Origin of the sequence: Mesorhizobium sp. B2-4-14 (assembly GCF_006442155.1) — a bacterium.
Classification (GTDB): domain Bacteria; phylum Pseudomonadota; class Alphaproteobacteria; order Rhizobiales; family Rhizobiaceae; genus Mesorhizobium.
In genome coordinates this window covers 28,850-45,255 of sequence record NZ_VFVA01000019.1, presented here as the reverse complement: position 1 = coordinate 45,255, position 16,406 = coordinate 28,850, and the positions used below count along the sequence as shown (strand labels likewise).

Annotated in this window: 15 protein-coding genes; 3 read left to right on the top strand and 12 right to left on the bottom strand. The window is 61.8% G+C overall.

Going from position 1 to position 16,406, the window contains the following annotated elements; translation table 11 throughout:
- The first annotated feature begins 91 nt into the window (after window positions 1-91).
- Window positions 92-235, top strand: a complete 144-nt coding sequence (locus tag FJ938_RS29985) for an N-acetyltransferase (protein WP_246673376.1) — start codon at window positions 92-94, stop codon at window positions 233-235.
- Between the two features lie 64 nt (window positions 236-299).
- On the opposite strand, the gene FJ938_RS17595 is transcribed toward FJ938_RS29985, so the two are convergent.
- The 8 genes from FJ938_RS17595 to FJ938_RS17560 form a co-directional block, all read right to left on the bottom strand.
- On the bottom strand, window positions 300-1,019 hold the full coding sequence (locus tag FJ938_RS17595) for an ABC transporter permease (protein ID WP_181169126.1): 720 nt from the start codon (window positions 1,017-1,019) through the stop codon (window positions 300-302).
- A 4-nt stretch (window positions 1,020-1,023) separates the two neighbouring features.
- Window positions 1,024-1,731: an ABC transporter permease subunit gene (locus FJ938_RS17590; protein ID WP_140695771.1), complete on the bottom strand. Its 708-nt coding sequence runs from the start codon at window positions 1,729-1,731 to the stop codon at window positions 1,024-1,026.
- A gap of 88 nt (window positions 1,732-1,819) precedes the next feature.
- Entirely contained in the window at window positions 1,820-2,617 is a 798-nt protein-coding gene (locus tag FJ938_RS17585; protein WP_140695768.1) for a transporter substrate-binding domain-containing protein, read from the bottom strand.
- A gap of 75 nt (window positions 2,618-2,692) precedes the next feature.
- A complete protein-coding gene (locus FJ938_RS30295; RefSeq protein WP_281409099.1) occupies window positions 2,693-4,663 on the bottom strand; it encodes a DUF2817 domain-containing protein in 1,971 nt (656 codons plus the stop codon).
- A 64-nt stretch (window positions 4,664-4,727) separates the two neighbouring features.
- Window positions 4,728-6,254, bottom strand: a complete 1,527-nt coding sequence (locus tag FJ938_RS17575) for an FAD-binding oxidoreductase (protein WP_140695762.1) — start codon at window positions 6,252-6,254, stop codon at window positions 4,728-4,730.
- The gene (hisC, locus tag FJ938_RS17570) at window positions 6,251-7,372 is read right to left on the bottom strand and encodes a histidinol-phosphate transaminase (protein ID WP_140695759.1); all 1,122 of its coding nucleotides are present in this window, start codon (window positions 7,370-7,372) and stop codon (window positions 6,251-6,253) included. Before hisC ends, FJ938_RS17575 begins: the two co-directional genes overlap by 4 nt.
- 46 nt (window positions 7,373-7,418) lie before the next feature.
- A complete protein-coding gene (locus FJ938_RS17565) occupies window positions 7,419-8,549 on the bottom strand; it encodes a 2Fe-2S iron-sulfur cluster-binding protein (protein WP_140695756.1) in 1,131 nt (376 codons plus the stop codon).
- Complete coding sequence (locus FJ938_RS17560; RefSeq protein ID WP_140695753.1) at window positions 8,546-9,586, bottom strand: aromatic ring-hydroxylating dioxygenase subunit alpha; 1,041 nt, start codon at window positions 9,584-9,586, stop codon at window positions 8,546-8,548. Before FJ938_RS17560 ends, FJ938_RS17565 begins: the two co-directional genes overlap by 4 nt.
- Before the next feature lie 123 nt (window positions 9,587-9,709).
- Between FJ938_RS17560 and FJ938_RS17555 the strand changes: the two genes are divergently transcribed.
- Window positions 9,710-10,624, top strand: a complete 915-nt coding sequence (locus tag FJ938_RS17555) for a LysR substrate-binding domain-containing protein (protein WP_140695841.1) — start codon at window positions 9,710-9,712, stop codon at window positions 10,622-10,624.
- Window positions 10,625-10,691: 67 nt separating this feature from the next.
- Here FJ938_RS17555 and FJ938_RS17550 read toward each other — a convergent pair whose 3' ends face one another.
- Window positions 10,692-11,591, bottom strand: a complete 900-nt coding sequence (locus FJ938_RS17550; protein WP_140695750.1) for an SDR family oxidoreductase — start codon at window positions 11,589-11,591, stop codon at window positions 10,692-10,694.
- Window positions 11,592-11,639: 48 nt separating this feature from the next.
- Complete coding sequence (locus FJ938_RS17545) at window positions 11,640-12,377, bottom strand: SDR family oxidoreductase (RefSeq protein ID WP_140695747.1); 738 nt, start codon at window positions 12,375-12,377, stop codon at window positions 11,640-11,642.
- Window positions 12,378-12,498: 121 nt separating this feature from the next.
- Here FJ938_RS17545 and FJ938_RS17540 point away from each other — a divergent pair, with 121 nt between their 5' ends.
- Window positions 12,499-13,401, top strand: a complete 903-nt coding sequence (locus tag FJ938_RS17540) for a LysR family transcriptional regulator (RefSeq protein ID WP_140695744.1) — start codon at window positions 12,499-12,501, stop codon at window positions 13,399-13,401.
- A 286-nt stretch (window positions 13,402-13,687) separates the two neighbouring features.
- Here the strand turns inward: FJ938_RS17540 and FJ938_RS17535 are convergent, their stop codons facing one another.
- Both FJ938_RS17535 and FJ938_RS17530 read right to left on the bottom strand, forming a co-directional pair.
- Window positions 13,688-14,779 carry an alpha/beta hydrolase gene (locus FJ938_RS17535; protein WP_246673375.1) on the bottom strand — a complete coding sequence of 364 codons (1,092 nt, stop codon included), beginning with the start codon at window positions 14,777-14,779 and terminating at the stop codon, window positions 13,688-13,690.
- Between the two features lie 1,093 nt (window positions 14,780-15,872).
- Window positions 15,873-16,403, bottom strand: a complete 531-nt coding sequence (locus tag FJ938_RS17530; protein WP_140695741.1) for a 4-vinyl reductase — start codon at window positions 16,401-16,403, stop codon at window positions 15,873-15,875.
- Window positions 16,404-16,406 lie beyond the last annotated feature (3 nt).

Sequence of the window (16,406 nt, the reverse complement as noted above, 5' to 3'; positions counted from 1 at the left end):
CGAAGAGGGGCGCCGATCTGATCAGCGCCGATCACACGGGTGCGCCGGAGACGATAGGGGAACTGGCGCTGCCGCTGCCTTGGTTTCCTTCATGGTGGAAGACGCACGCAGAAACGGCTTCAGGATTCTGCCGATATGTCCCTATGTCCGCGCGCAATATCGCAAGCATCCCGAGTGGGCCGACGTCATGACGCTGCCTCCGGGCGCTGAGCCCAATCCCAGGGAGCACGATTGAACCATCCGGATTTGTAGCTCGCTCGCGACTGGCGCGTCGGAGTGGCACAACGAGGGAAGCACCGTCACGAGGCTGCCGGAGACGGTGCGGCCGAATCCTGGCGGGAGGGGGCCTCGTGCCGCATGAGAAAACGCTCAATGGAGCGGATGATCGCGATCAACAGCAGGTTGATCACCAGATAGAGCACCCCAGCGATGGCGAAAATTTCGAAGATCGCGAAGGTCTGGCTCATCAGCCGCTTGGCATAGCCGGTGATTTCCAGCACCGTGATTGTGGATGCGAGGCTGGTGCCCTTGACGACGAGAATGAGTTCGTTGCCATAGGCCGGCAGCGCCTGGCGGATGGCGAGCGGGAACTCGATGCGCCGGAACCGCAAGATGCGCGACATGCCGCACGCCTGGGCCGCCTCGACAAGACCAACCGGAACCGACATCAATCCGCCGCGCAGGATCTCGGATGTGTAGGCGGCCGTGTTCAGCGCCAGCGCCAGCACGGCGCAGCGCGCGCCGTCGCTGATCACCCACCACAAAGCCGCGTTGTCCTTGATCAGGGCAAGCTGGCCAAGCCCGTAATAGAACAGGAAAATCTGCACCAGCAGCGGGGTCCCGCGAAAGACGTTGCTGTAATATTTGGCGAAGCCTGACAGGAGGCGGTTGGAGGACAGGCGCATCAGCGCCAGGCCGAGACCCAGATTGAAGCCGATCAGCACCGAAACGAACGTCAGCGCCGCCGTGACCCACAGGCCCTTGAGCAGAACGGGAACCGCAAGCTGGATGAGGTCCATCATACTACTTTCTCGTCCGCAGCCTGAGCAGGCGTTCGATCCCGTCGAACCCGGCCTGACTTGCAAGCGTGATGAGGAGATAAACCACTGCCGCGATCAGATAGAAGATGAACGGATGGCGGGTGGAGTTCGCGCCGATGAATGAAATGCGCATCAATTCCTGAAGGCCGACCACCGAGACCAGCGCCGTGTCCTTGATGGTGGTCTGCCAGACATTGTTGATGCCGGGAACGGCGATGCGCAGCATCTGCGACGCGATGATGCGGCGGAAGATCCGGCCGCCGGGCAGTCCGAGCGCGCGAGCGGCCTCGATATGCCCATTGGGGATGGCGCCGAGCGCCCCGCGCACGACCTCGGTCGAATAGGCGCCTGAAATGGCGCCGATGGCGATGACCGCGATAACGAACGCATAGCCGCTCTCGGCGACGCCGGCATAGCCGAAAGCGGTCACGACCCTGGTCACGAATTCAACCGAACTGAAAAACAGCAGGTAGATGATCAGCAGTTCGGGCACGCCACGCACCAGCGACGTATAGGCATCGACCAGCAGCGAAAGCGGAAATATCCGGGCCCACTTGATCAGGCCGCAGACAGTGCCGATGACCAGCCCGGCCGCCATGCTGACGAGACCGACGAAGATCGTTATCGATGCGCCGCGCAAGATCGCGGGAACCCAACCCGCTTCCCAAACTTGCCAGAGACCGAATTCCATGTGAGCGTCCTAGTCTGCTAAGCGAATGAGACGAAGCCCGGATACATGCGCCCGGTTGCCCGGGCACATGCGCTGGAAACCCAAGCCGTCACTGGCAGGGCCGGGAAATGTCCGTCTTGAACCATTTCTGGCTGGCCTTGCCGACCGAACCATCGGCGATCAGCTCGCAAAGCGCCTTGTCGATCTTGGCCTTGAGCTCGGTATTGTCCTGCGCAATACCGACGCCGATGCCTTCGCCGAGCGTCGGATCATATGTGCTCTTGATCTCAACGCCGACCAGTTGGAAGTTCTTGCCATCCGGCTTGTCCAGAAAGTCCTGCAAGGCGGATTGATCGGCGAAAGCGGTGTCGATACGGCCGCTCGCAAGGTCGATCTGCATCTGGTCGAGCGTATCGTAGGTTTTCAGGTCGGCGTTCGGCGCGCGCTTCTCGAGGAAATGCGCGTGCGTCGTGCCGGCCTGCACGCCGACCTTCTTGCCGTCGAGCGATTTCAGCAGCGTGTCGACGTCGGTGATGACAGCGAGATCAGAGCCCTTGGCCGCGACGAACATATTGGCCAGTTCGGCGTAGCCGACGCTGAAATTGATCTCCTTCTTGCGATCGGCGGTGATCGACATGCCGGAGATGATGACGTCGAAGCGCTTGGCCTTCAGCGCCGGGATCAACCCGTCGAAGGCCTGCACGACGAAGTGGCACTTCACTTGGAGCTTGGTGCAGAGCAATGCGCCGACATCGGCGTCGAAACCGGTGACATTGCCATTGGCGTCGGACATGCTCCATGGCGGGTAGGCGCCTTCCGTTCCGATGGACAATTCGCCTTCGGCGGCCAATGCGCTGCCCATGCTTCCCGCGAGAAAGGCGAGCAGCGTCAAGACTTTCAGTTTCATGTCAGTTCCCCTTGTTGTTGATCTTCATTGCCGTTGTCCGGTGCGAACCGAACGCTTCGAGGGTGCGGTTTCTCCTCACAGCGTGCGCGCCAGGAACTGACGCAGACGCTCCGAGCGCGGGCTGCCGAACAGCTCCGCGGGCGCACCCTCCTCCTCCACCTTTCCCTGGTGGAGAAACAGGACCTTGTGGGAGACCTCGCGCGCGAACTGCATCTCATGCGTCACGAGGATCATGGTGTTGCCTTCCTCCGCCAGTTGACGGATCACCCGCAACACCTCGCCGACCAGCTCGGGATCGAGCGCCGATGTCGGTTCGTCGAAGAGGATGACCTTGGGCCGCATCGCAAGCGTCCGCGCGATCGCCGCGCGCTGCTGCTGGCCGCCGGACAGCTGGCCCGGATAATGGGCGTGCTTGTCGGCGAGCCCGACCTTCTTCAACAGGGCGTGGGCGTGTTCGATGGCCTTCTCGCGGGGCTCCTTCAGCACATGCCGGGGCGCCTCGATGATGTTCTCGACCACCGTCATGTGCGGCCAGAGATTGAAGTTCTGGAAGACCATCCCGACGCGGGCGCGGATGCGTTCGACCTGCGCCATGTCGGTCGGCCCGACACGGCCGTTCGACAGCGGCTTCATCTTGATGACCTCGCCGTCGATGGCGACCTTGCCGCCATCCGGCTGCTCCAGGAGGTTGATGCAACGCAGGAACGTGCTCTTGCCGGATCCGGACGAGCCGATCATGGAAATCACCTCCCCGGCATGCGCCGTGAGATTGACCCCCTTCAACACCAGAAGGGAGCCGAAGCTCTTGTGAAGCTCGTCGATCTGCACGGCTGGTGTCGTGGGCCTCGGTTCCTGGGCGGGGGCCTGGGCGACCATCGCGGCGCGAACGGCCGGCGACGTCTGTTCTTTCGCGACGGCCTCGTCCTGGCCGATCTCGACAGCCTGCAGGTCCGCCAGCGCACGGTCGAAGTATCGCAGGCTGCTCGACAGGCAGGTCCGCTGCCAATCCGCGTCGGCCGGAATGAAGGCCGAGCGCAGCGTGTCCCGGATCCGCCTGCCCAGCGGCGAATCGAGCTTGCCGAACAGATGCAGCCAATTGTCGGCTTGCACCGCTTCCATCACGGTCGGGCCGTCCAGCGTGCCGCATTCGATGACAAGCGGCAGCACGCGCGCCCTCGGCATTGCCTTGCGGACGGCATCGGAGACATAGCCGGTCGCAGTTGCGGCGATGCCGGTGCCCGTCTTGGCGCCCGGACCTGTAAGGACTGTCGCTAGCGCTGGCCCGAAGATGGATTTGCCCCAGGCAAGGCCGGGATGCTCGGAACTCGCCACCGAGAGCAGAGCCGGATAACCATAGGGCCCGGCGCCGGTATGCAGGTCGAAGACGATGACCTGGCGTGCCCCGCCGGCAAAGGTCTTGAGGATCTCGTGCAAGGTGCGGTTCGACCAGACGGGACCGCCGCCGCCGTAATACAGCCCGTCGGCGAATTCATACTGGCCGGCCTCGACGATCGCCGCCAGTCCGGCATGCCCAAGTTTCCTGCGTGCCGCGGCGAGCTTCTCGTCGGCCGCTATGCGGTCCGACCCTTCCCATTCATGGTAGGCAAGCGCATCGTGCAAGCCGGCATAGCCGTTGTTGACGGGAGCACCCGCCGCCCAGTCGATGAAGTTGCGGTTGAGGTCGACATTGTCTTCATTGACGCGCCGCGACCATGCCGTGCCCCAGGGATTGATGAGGTGGATGGCAAGGATCGCTATGTCGTCGGGCAGACGCCGCAGGTTCTTCTGGCCCAGCCACGCGGTCTGGCAGGCCGAGCCGAACGGCCCTTCAACGCCATGCGTTCCGGAGATGAGCACGATCAGTTTCGGCGCATCGCGGCGGCCAAGCAGCGCCACATCGGTCGCCAGGGCCTCGCCATCCGGTCCGTTCAGCGGATGGATATATTCAGACAGTTCCGCGCCCGCCCGCTTGGCCGCCTCGCGGAAGCCCTGGCGCAAGCCGGCGAAATCCGGGGCATAGGGCGCCGGCTCTTCATGGCGTACCATTGGTCCCGCCGGGCGACTGGCAGCCGCGGTCAATCCGTTCATTCCCTGTCGTTCCGCCGTGGGGCTATTCATCGTTGAGATCGCTCGCGTTCTTAAGGGGCAGTCGGCGCTCGCTGCCGGAAGGGAGCGGCCTGGAGGACCGGACGAACCAGGCATCGCAGGCAAGCACCTTGTCGGGGTTCATGATCGACTGATCGTCCAGGGCTCTTTTCACCCGCTCCATCGCAGCGAGCTTCGTCGGGTCGGCTGTCGCCACCAGGGAATGGATGCGCTTCGACCCAACGCCATGCTCGGCGGAAAAGGAACCGCCAATCTCCCGAAGCTGTTGATACAGGACGTCCTCGACCGCCTTCGCGATGTGAGGAGCCAGCGGACCCTGGCGGTTGAGCACGATATGCAGGTTCCCATCGGCCAGATGTCCGAAGACATAGGGCGCAAGACCCGATTCGATCGCGGCAAGGCCGGGTATGATCCTTTCGAGATAGGCTGAAATCTCCGACAATGGCACAGATACGTCGAAAGAAGGCGCATCGGGATGAGCGCGGTAAAGCACGCCGGTATCCTCGCGCAGCCGCCACAAATCGTCCTCCTGCCGGCGTGAGCCGGCAATGATGCCGGTCGCTTCGGGATGACGCTCCATCGCTTCCGAATAAATCCGCTCGAAATCCTCGCGCAGCGCGTCCTCGCGCGCGCCGCCAAGCGACAGCAGCAGGAACAAAGGCTGCCCGGGCGCCACGCCGGCTTCGGACCATCCATGCACGGCGGCGGCCAGCCTGAAATACGAGTTCCACATCGCCTCCGCCGCGCGCAGATGCCCCACATCCGATTCCAGCGCCATGCGGATGATCTGCAAAGCCGCGTCGACCGACGGCAGGCCGAAAAGCGCGGTGGCGGTGGCTCGCGGCGAAGGATCGAGCTTGACGACCACGCGGGTGACGATGCCGAGCGTGCCCTCGGCACCGATGAAGAGATGCTTCAGGTCGTAGCCGGCGGAATTCTTCACCACCCGGGTCAGATCGGAATAGATCGATCCGTCGGCCAGCACGGCCTCGAGGCCAAGCACGCGATGGCGCATGACGCCGTTGCGAAAGGCCATCACCCCACCGGCATTGGTGGACACCATGCCGCCGATCGTCGCCGAGCCGCGCGCTGCAAGGTCTATGCCCGGTTCCAGCCGGTGTTCGAGCGCGGCCTGCTGCAGGGCTTCCAGAGTGACGCCGGCGCCGACCACCGCCACGCGCTCGATTGGATCGAGCCGATCGATGTGGCTCAAGCGCGCCGTCGACAGGACGATCTCGCCCGGCCGCGAAATGCTGCCGCCGACCAGGCCGGTCCGCCCGCCTTGCGGCACGATGGGAACCTCGTTGCGGCGGCAGATGCGCACCACCGCCGCGACCTCCTCCGTCGACGAAGGCGTGACGACAATGCCGGCGCCGCAATCCATACCGTTCGACCCAAGGTCGATCGCCCTGGCATCGTCGCCGGTCCGCACGTTCGAGGCGCCGACGACACCGCGGATGCTGTCGACAACAGGCAATGGCACCGCCTGGCCGATCCAGCCCGTTTGCCCTGGAGAAGCGAGGCCGGTCATTGTGCCACCAATCCCTGGAGCGCCGTGATCAGCCGGTCGTTTTCCGCCGGGGAGCCGATGGTGACGCGCAAAAAGCGCTCATAGCCGGCCTCACGCCACGCCTTGACGATAATCGCCTGCTTGAGGAGACCAGCGGCAAGGCTCGAACTGTCGACCTTGCCGTCGAAGAACAGGAAGTTCGTTTGCGACCGCGCAATCTGGAAGCCAAGGCCGGCAAGCGCGGCGGCTGTGCGGGCACGCTCGGCTCTGATGCGCCCCACCGACGCCTTCATCCAACCTTCATCGGCAAGGGCAGCCACAGCGGCGGTCTGCGCCGCGGCGTTGACGTTGAACGGCGTCTTCGCGGCGGCAATCACTCTCGCCAGTTCAAGGCTGGAACAGACGGCATAACCCACGCGCAGTCCCGCCAGGCCATAAGCCTTCGAAAACGTCCGCAGCACGACATGGTCGATAGAGCTGTCGCGCAGAACCTCGATGCCGTCCGGCGCGCCGGGATCGGCAAACTCGAAATACGCCTCGTCGAGGACGAGAAGCGTGCCGGGCCGAACGGCGCCGATCAGCCGTCGCAAGCTGGAGCGGTCGAGACCGGGGCCGACCGGGTTCCAGGGCGAGGATATGAAGACCACTCGCGGCCCGGCGGCGATCGCCGTTTCGAGCGCGGCAAGGTCGAAGCTCATCTCCGGCGTCATGGCGATCTTGACGACATCAGCACCGGCCGCCAGCGGCTCTATCTCATGCAAGCCGAAGCTCGGCACCGTCGTCACCACCGAGGCGCCCGGCACCAGGACGGCACGCGAGATGGCGGCGATCATCTCCTCGGAGCCATTGCCGACGACAATCAGGTTGGGGTCGACCGTCAGTCTATCGCCAAGTGCCGCCCGCAACGCCGTGCAGGCCGGATCGGCATAACGCCATGGCTCAAACGACGAGGAGGCCAGCGCGGCGGTGACGGCGGGAGAACAACCGTCGGGGTTTTCGTTGCTGGCAAGCCGGGCGATGTCGTGGCGCCCGCTCAGAGCCCGCGCCATCGCGATGTTCATGCCGGCATTGTAGGACGGCAATGCCGCGACATGCGGATTGAGTGGCAGGCTTGACGCTGGTTTGACCGACTGTTCCAAATCCCGACTTCCGTTTCCCCCGGCCACGCGCGGCACGACGATCTTGTCAAATATCCAGGACGACTGATCCGCGCGGCTTCGAGCAGCACAGCAGCACTTCGCCTGCCCTAAGTTCGTCCAGCGGTTCTTCGAAATAGGCGACCTCGCCCGAGACCAGCCGCGACTTGCAAGTCCCGCAAATGCCGGCCCTGCAGCTGAATTCCGGGAACAGGCCCTGGTCCTCGGCAAAGTCGAGCAGCGATGCCGCCGAGCCATCCCAGACAGCCCGGAGGCCCGACTTTCGGAACTCCACTGTTATCGCCTCGCCGGTCGCCTCGATACTTGCCGGCTGCACGGGACCCGGGAGGACTCGCACCGCATCCGGCTCGAGCACCGTCGCCGGGCCAAAGAATTCGTAAGCGATACGATGCTTCGGCACGCCAAGCCCGCGCAACAGGCCGTAGATCGCCTGCATGAACGGCGGTGGCCCGCAGAGATAGAAATCATAGTCGTCGATCGGCAGCAGGCGCTGCAGCACGTCTCGCGAAATCATGCCCTCGCTTTGAAAGCGCCGCTCGGCCCTGTCGTGTTCGGACGGCGATCGGTAGCAGTAATGGGCGATCAGCCCGGGCCGGGTGGCGACAAGGCCCGCCACCTCGTCGCGCAAGGCATGCACGTCGCCATTCTCGCAAGCATGGATAAAGACGGCACGGCGGCCCGGCATCGAGGCCAGCGCATGCAGCATCGACACCATCGGCGTCAGCCCGACGCCGCCGCTGAGCAGCACGACCGGACGGGGGCTGGTCCTGTCGAGCACGAAATCGCCGCGCGGCCCTTCCGCCTGGAGCACATCGCCGACGTCGACCTGGTCATGCAGGAAGCACGAGCCTGTCCCGTCGCGAAGCCCCGGGGCGGGTGCGACCTCGCGCTTGACGCTGATGCGGTAACGGGCCTCGCTGGCCGGCGAACAGGAGACGCTGTAGTTGCGCAGCACGTATCCCCTTTCGCCGGCGGCACTCCCGGGCACCGGAATGCGGAACACCAGGAACTGGCCCGGCTCGAAAGCGCGCCAGTCGCGTGGATTGACCGGCTCGAAATGAAACGACGTGATGACAGCGCTTTCCTTCACCTTCGCGACCACCTTCAGGTCACGAAACCCGCTGCTTGCGATAGTGTCGCGGGCGGTGAATGCGTTCATTCGGCGGCCGCCAATTCCTGGCTCTCGCTGGCGATCAGCTTGGCGAGGTTGCGACGGAAGCGCAGCGGACCGACATCGATCTTGAGATCGAGATTGGGCGTGCGCTTGTCGGCCATGCCCTTGTGCACGGCATTGAGCACGACGCGATCCTCGTCGAAGGCGCCACGCACGGATGTGGCGAACTGGCGCGAAACCTCCAGATCGTCGGGCGCGAAGTTGCGCATCTGGAACCAGTGGTATTTCGTCTGGTTCTCATCGACCGGCGTCATGAAATTGTAGCTGTCCATGAGGAACACGTCCTCGTGCAGCGGCTTGCCTTCGCCGCCGGTGCGGGCCGGCACGAAGATCGCCTTGATGATCGCGTTTGAGGGGTAACGCACCTCATAATGCTGCTTGCGGTCGCATTTGCCGGTGAATTTGAGGAAGGGCGCATAGAAAGGCGCCGGCTCGGCATCGACCACCCAGCGCCACACGGTCACACCGTCCGCGCCGACCGTCGTTTCGAGCGGCGCATCCTCCATAGCCTGGACGCCGCCGAAGGAGGATTGGTGGACCCATGACACATGCGAGGGATCGAGCAAATTATCGGTCATGTAGAGATAATTGCAATCCAGCGACATCGACTCGCCGCGGTTGACGCCCCATGCCGGATCGCCCCAGTGGTCGACCTCGAAAATCAAGGCGGGATCGGCCTTGGCCGCCTCGCCCATCCATATCCAGAGCAGTCCGTAGCGTTCGGCGATCGGATAGGAGCGGACGCATGCGACATGCGGTATCTTTTCCGCGCCCGGCACACGCGTGCAGGTTCCCGTGCTGTCGAAGGTCAGGCCGTGATAGCCGCATTCGACCGTGTCGCCCTTGATGCGGCCCATGGACAAAGGCAGCTTGCGATGCGGACATGCGTCTTCGAGCGCCGCCACCTGGCCATCGGTCCGTCGGTAGAGGACAATGTCCTCGCCGAGGATTCGGGTTGGCACCAGCCGGTCGGCGACCTCATGATCCCATGCGGCAACGTACCAGCAGTTTCGAAGAAACATGGCGTCCTCCCCAGCTTGTGAACACGAAAACGAATATCGTGCGAGCCTGGGGCGACATAGGGCTTGCATCTGCGTTCTATTTTAGAAAAACTAAATCAAGCTGACCTCAGGATCGTTGCCCAGGTGAACAAGACGCCCCCGTTGCGTGCGATACAGGCCTTCGAGGCTTTCGGCAGGTGCGGCAGCGTGACCGCCGCGGCAAACGAGCTTGGAGTGTCGGTCGGCGCCGTCAGCCAACAGATACGCAAGGCCGAAGATGCCCTGGAGGCGAGGCTGTTGGAACGGCGCGGCAGGAGCGTGGCCCTCACGGCGTTGGGCCGTGTCTATCACGCAGCGGTTTCCGTCGGATTCGAACAGATTCGCGAGGCTCAGGATGTCATCGAACGGGCCCGCTCCGCGGACACTTTGACCATCTCCTGCCTGCCATCGCTGGCCAGCAAATGGATCGGCCCGCAACTGCTGGATTGGCAGGCCAGCCATGCCGGCGCGACGGTGCGCCTGGTTGGCGCCGAGACAGAGCCCCGATTGGACACAGAAGAGTTTGATTTCCGTATTTCCTACGGTGACAAGTATCGTGATTTCAACCACTACACCGAACTGTTCACGGATTGGGTGGTGCCGGCATGCTCGCCAGCGCTGCTCGCCAAGCATCCTGTGCGTAAACCCGCCGACATTCTCGATCTGCCGCTTCTCAGCATAGAGTGGGCCCGCGACCACCGCTCGCCGCCAGGTTGGGCGGAATGGGCCGCAAGCATCGGGGCATCGTACCGAAAGGTTTCGGGCGAAGTCGCCTTCTCCTTGTCGAGCGCCGCGATCGATGCCGCGACGAACGGAAGGGGCATAGTGCTGGCGCAACTTTCGATGGCCGCCGAGGATATTGCATCCGGCCGGCTCATTGTCCCTTTCGATCAGCGGCTAAAATTGTCTCAGGCCTATTTCCTTGCCTGGGACCGTGCAGCCTTGCAAAAGCCCTTCGGCCCGGAACTGCGCGCATGGATCGTTTCGATTTCCAAGCGGATGGGCGCGGCATTAAGCTGATGTCCCCATGTCCCGCTCTCGGTCGCCGCCGAGCGGCGGATGCGAAGGCGTGTGCCGCAGTGGTCTTTCAACCGTTAATGTGTGGAGCGAGAAGATCTTTGAGACCGATGTTTCGAAACATCTCGCGGCGCATGCGATCGCCGATCCTGAACACTTCTTCAGCCCCATCCTGTGAGGGATCAACGAAGACGCGATAGGGCCGTTTTCCGAATGGCGCATTCACGACGTCGGCAATTGCTATCGCGACAGCCGAGGCATCGGCGTCTGCGGGTTCCAATGCGGCCAAACCTTTCAGCGCCTGGTCAGCGACCCCCGCATAAGGGCCGCCCTCATAGGCCGCGACCACGCCTTTATCGGCCGGCGTGCCAGAATGAGCGAAGTGGTTAGTGCCCTTGGTGAAGGCGCCCGGAACCACGATTGAGGTTTCAACGCCCCAGCGTGCGACTTCGCTCGCATAGGATACAGCGAGCGAATCCATAGCAGCTTTGGCGGCGAAATACGGTGCTAGAAACGGCGGTGTCCCACCGCGCGTGGATGAGGACGAAACCCAGACCAACAGGCCACGCCCCTGTTTGCGAAGCTGCGGCAACGCCACCCGGTTGATGCGCTGCGTCGAAAGAACGTTGATGTCATATAGTTCAGCATATTGCTCGGGCGTGAAGGCCTCTGCTGGTCCAAACACCATATGGCCAGCGTTATGCACGATAACGTCGAGCCGGCCATTGTCCGCGATTATCTTGGTAACCCCGGCGGTCACGGACGGATCAGAACTGACGTCAAGTTCGACCGTCCTCAGGTCGACGCCCAACTCCTTTGCATAAGCCTCAACCTCTGCAACTCGCGGCGCGTTGCGCCCGGTGGTCTCCCGCATTGAAGCGTAGACCGTGTGGCCCGCTTGAGCGAGTGCTCGGGCGGACAGCAGGCCGAAGCCGCTAGATGCGCCGGTGACAAGGATCACTTCTTTCATGGTGAGGCTCCTAGACAGTGAGTGGGGATAAGCTTGAGGGGGTTCCCGTCAGCACATTCCACCGTTCGCGCGAATCGTCTGGCCGTTGATCCAGCCGCCCTCAAGGCCAGCGAGAAAGCCGACGACGCGCGCAATATCCTGGGGCTGGCCGAGACGTTCGAGCGGATTCATCTTCGCCATGTGATCGATGAGTTCCGGGCTCTTTCCGCTCAGGAAGAGGTCAGTGGCGACAGGACCGGGCGCGATCGCGTTCACACTGATGCCGCGGCCGCGCATTTCCTGAGCTAAGACCTGGGTCAGGCCTTCGACAGCGGCCTTGGTAGCGATATAAACCCCATAGGTCGGCAGGCGAGCGCCGATGACACTGGATGAGAAATTGATAATGCGTCCACCGACTCGCAAGCGCTTTGCCGCTTCACGGCAGACGTTGAACGTGCCCTTTAGATTGATTGCGATGGTCTGGTCGAATGTCTTGTCGTCGAGGTCGGCGATTTTAGCGAGCTTCAGGATGCCGGCACAGTTGACGACAACATCGACCCCGCCAAAGGCATTCTCGGCCGCGTCGAACATAGCGATGACCGCCGCGGGATTGGCGACGTCAGCCTGTGCGACGATCGCTTCGCCGCCCGACGCTGCAATCTTGTCGGCAACTTCCCGGGCTGGACCCGCACTGCCAGCATAATTCACGACGATCTTAAACCCGTTCATCGCGAGGTGAAGGGCGAGTTCTGCACCGATACCGCGCGATGAGCCGGTGATTAGTGCAACCTTTCCAGTCTTGCTCATGTGTTGCTCCTTCATGTCTTGCATCGCCATCAAAGGCGGTGGCCGGGAGCAATCTAGGACTTGAGTGAGGCTAAAAAAAATGCATAACTTTCACTGAAAGGATAACTGAAAGTATGCCTATATGGCTTTCGACACTAGATTGCTGAGCGGGGTCGGCGTTCTCTCAGCCGTGGTCGAGGCTGGCAGTTTCGCCCGAGCAGGCGAAGCCATGGGCCTAACTCAGCCCGCGGTGAGTCGCGCCGTAGCTCGCCTAGAGGAGCGGGTCGGCATCCGAATCTTCAATCGCACCTCTCGTGCTATCTCGCTAACTGACGAAGGTCGGCGCTTCTATGAAGCAATCGCGCCACTTCTCGCCGGCATCGAGGATGCATCAGTGACGGCCAGCGGGTCAAAGGCGGTTGTTCGAGGGCGGCTAAGAGTCAACACGGATGGTACATTCGGTCACTATATATTAGCGCGGCGAATGAACGAATTCCTTGACCGTTTCCCTGATCTTTCCGTCGAAATAAGTGTGCGCGACAGAATGGGCGATCTGGTCGCAGACGGCTTCGACGTCGCGATCCGTTTCGGAGAACCGGAGTCCTCTTCCCTAAAAGCTAGGTTATTGCTCGAAACGCGTGTCCTGACGTGTGCTTCCACCGCCTATCTTGCGCGCCGAGGCGAGCCCAAGCATCCGAGGGATTTGGAGAAAGGACATCAATGCATATTAATCCGCGATCCGACGACGGGGCGTCCCTTTGAGTGGGAGTTTCAGCGAGGCCGGGAAGTTGTTCCATTCGAGGCTCCCGGGCGGCTGATGGTCAACGACACAGCCTCCTTAGTTGGGGCTTGCGTCGGGGGAGTTGGCATCGCGCAATTGCTGGAGCTCTATGTCAAAGATCTGCTCTCGGAGGGGCGAGTTGTCCAGTTGCTTCCGGACTGGGTAGACGAGACTTTCCCTCTCTATGCCTATCATCATGCGTCGAATTTAGTCTCCGCCAAAGTTCGCGCCTTTCTAGATTTCGTACAGGAATTGACCGTCTGATGCAGAAACATAGGCACATCAGCAATCGCGTCCTCGGCGCGTCTTAAGAACTGGATCCCCACTTTGCGCCCGATAGAGCGCGCGGCGATCTAGCGTTTCACAAAGGCCAGCAGGTCCTGGTTGATAACGTCGGCGTTCGTCGTGCACATACCATGCGGGTAGGCTAGTGCCCGCCTAAAGTGGATTGAGTGCATCTCCCAGATGGATTTCCAAACCACTCCAACCAAAATCTCATCTAGCGAAAGAGACGACACGGAGACAAACCGTGTCGCCCCGGATCGCTCCTCTACTTTGCGATATGCTCGCGAATGCCATCGGCGATTTGCCGCAATGCTGCATCCGTCGATGGAACATGACGTAGCGCGTTCAGAAGCACGAAATCGTGTATCGTACCATTGTAGCGCACGGCAGCTACGTCGACGCCGGCCTGCTCCAGCTTGTGGGCATAGGCCTCCCCTTCGTCGCGAAGAGGATCGTTTTCGGCGGTGATGACGAGCGCTGGTGGCAAGCCCTTCAGCTGATCGAGCGTGGCGCGTAGCGGCGAGACGTAAGGATTGTCGCGTGTCTTGGCGTCGGGTGCATAGAGATCCCAGCCGTACTTCATGAATGAGCGCGCCAGAAAGCGGTCCGTGCCATAGTCCAGATAGGACTGGGTATCGACGCTGGCGTCCGTAGCGGGGATGAGCAGCACCTGATAGCTGATTTTCGGACCATTGCGATCTTTCGCCATCAGTGACAGGGCTGCAGTCATATTGCCGCCGACCGAGTTGCCAGCGACCGCGATGTGCTTCCCATCAGCACCGAACTCGCCGGCATGGGCAGCAACCCACTGGAGCGCGGCGTAGGACTCCTCCAATTGGGTCGGGAATTTGGCCGTCGGCAGCGGCGTATATTCGACGAACACACCAATCTGGCCCGATCCAACCACCAGATCGCGCAGCAGGCGCTTATGGTTCTCGTAGTTGCCGACAATCCAAACGCCACCATGGATAAAGAGCAAGACACCCGTCTTCCCACTCACCTTCTCAGGCTTCATGACGTAAAGCTTCACTTGGTGCCCGTTCTGCGTGATGGTCTTCTCCGCCGTGGTGACGCCGGACATGTCAACCTGCGTCTGGTTCTGGAGTCCCGTCAGAATCTCCTGCGGCTTCGGCTGAGGCAGTTCCCAGAAGGGGCTAGGGTCCTTGTTGATCTGCTCCAGGAACGAACGAACCTGCGGATCAATGTTCGGGTCGCTGACGACGTTCGGGGCGGCAAGGGCAGATTGGGTCATGATCGTGGCTCCTGCAAACAGAGAGATGAACTTCAAGAGGCGGGATAGATGCTCTCGGATGGTCGGCGGCCCGGAGCCGTCGTTCTGGATAGTGGTGATAATCACTGCTGGTCTCCTTTGTGGCCCTGTGTAGGGCATGACGCCCTTCGAAGGGCTTCCGATGGCCGCCTCCTGAAAGGGTTCGGGTTTGGGGCATTTGGTTGCGGCTAGCCGTTCACGCTGCGCCAGGCTCAAGCGCAGTTGCAGACGTTGCTCGGCATACTGGACCTGACATCGCGGTCTCGCATCGAACCGTCGAGATCGAGCACCCTCTCCCTCTCCGTTGCTACGGTATTGGCGGCCATTCTGGTCGCGTCACGTAATTCAACTCGATAGAAATCCGCACCAGTCGAACGGCTTTATTTCTCAAACGGTCGGTGGTCCCACTCCTTGTCTGACATCACCGTCAGGGTTGGCGGCGAGAGATAGTGTAGGAGTTGCGTATAACTAAAAGAAATGCATAGTGATCAATGAAATAATGACTGAAAGTATGTCTTGAGCCGGTCAGATCTGACGCAAATCCCTTCCGGTGCCTTGGGACAGCCTTGAAATCATGCTCTGGAGTGTCCGATACGCCGTTTACGCGCAGCGTAGCCGCCGGAATTCCCAACGGCTGATGGCCGAGTTGCTCCGATCCTGGCGAACGCCAGTAGATCTGTCACCGGAGTTCGAGCCACGCAACTCGTCGCGAACAGGGTCCGGGCTATTGCACAATCTGTCTGCCGTCCGCGCCGAAGCACGCGTCAGACGCCTTGTGCGATGTACACGCGAGAACGCGATAGAACGTGTCCGATGCCCTCTCGGGCTTCTGACGCCATTCCCGAGCAATCTGCCCCGCATCGCTGGCCATCGCTTGGTCAACACTTGGCGACGTCAAAACAGAAAGGCTCGCGGAAATTGCCGTCTGGTTCGTCCCGATCGATGGTGTCGCTATCAGGTAGCTTTTTCTCCCCGGCCGCTGCCGTACGATCACAAGCGCCACCGCGATGTGTTCGATTGTCTTGAAGCTTCCCCTCGCGCGGGCCAGTCTGGATCCGCGAAGGCTGGCAGCGCTCAATCCCCGTTGCAGTGCAAGGTTCGCGTCTTTCTGACCAAGCAGTATCCCGAAATCTTGAAGGGCGAAGTCGAGAACGCGGAAGATACACTTCGTGGTGCGATTTTATGGCGTTAACGAGAAGTCGAAACGGCAATGATCGTGCTGGCCTTCGCAGGCGCAGTGTATCTCCTCCGCTTCGATCTTGCCCGACTTCGCCGCCGAGTGACGAAGCAGAAACGAAAGCGCGCCGGTGACAAAGCCCTCGAACATGTAGCAGACGCGCTGGCCGGGTTGGTGCCCGGCCTCGAGGGCAAAGATCGAATTCCTGAGGCTGATGCTTCCGCGACTGCCGGCAACGTCCAACATATCGATCGAGAACTGGCCCCAGCCGCGCTGCGACAGGCGCTGGAAATAGTGGCGGAATGTCGCCTCGCGATCGAGCCCCTTGCCACGGACTTGCGCCTCGCACCATTCGATGGCGGACTTTGCCGTCGCCTGACGCAGGATGGCGCGGTAGGTCTCGCGACCGAGGGCTTCCTCGACCGCGAGATGATTGTTCACCAGAAAGTGCCTAGGCAGATAGACCATGGGCAGCTCGTCGGTCCGCCAGATGCCGCTTGTCTCATCGACATCGATCGGAACTTGCGGCTGCATGAT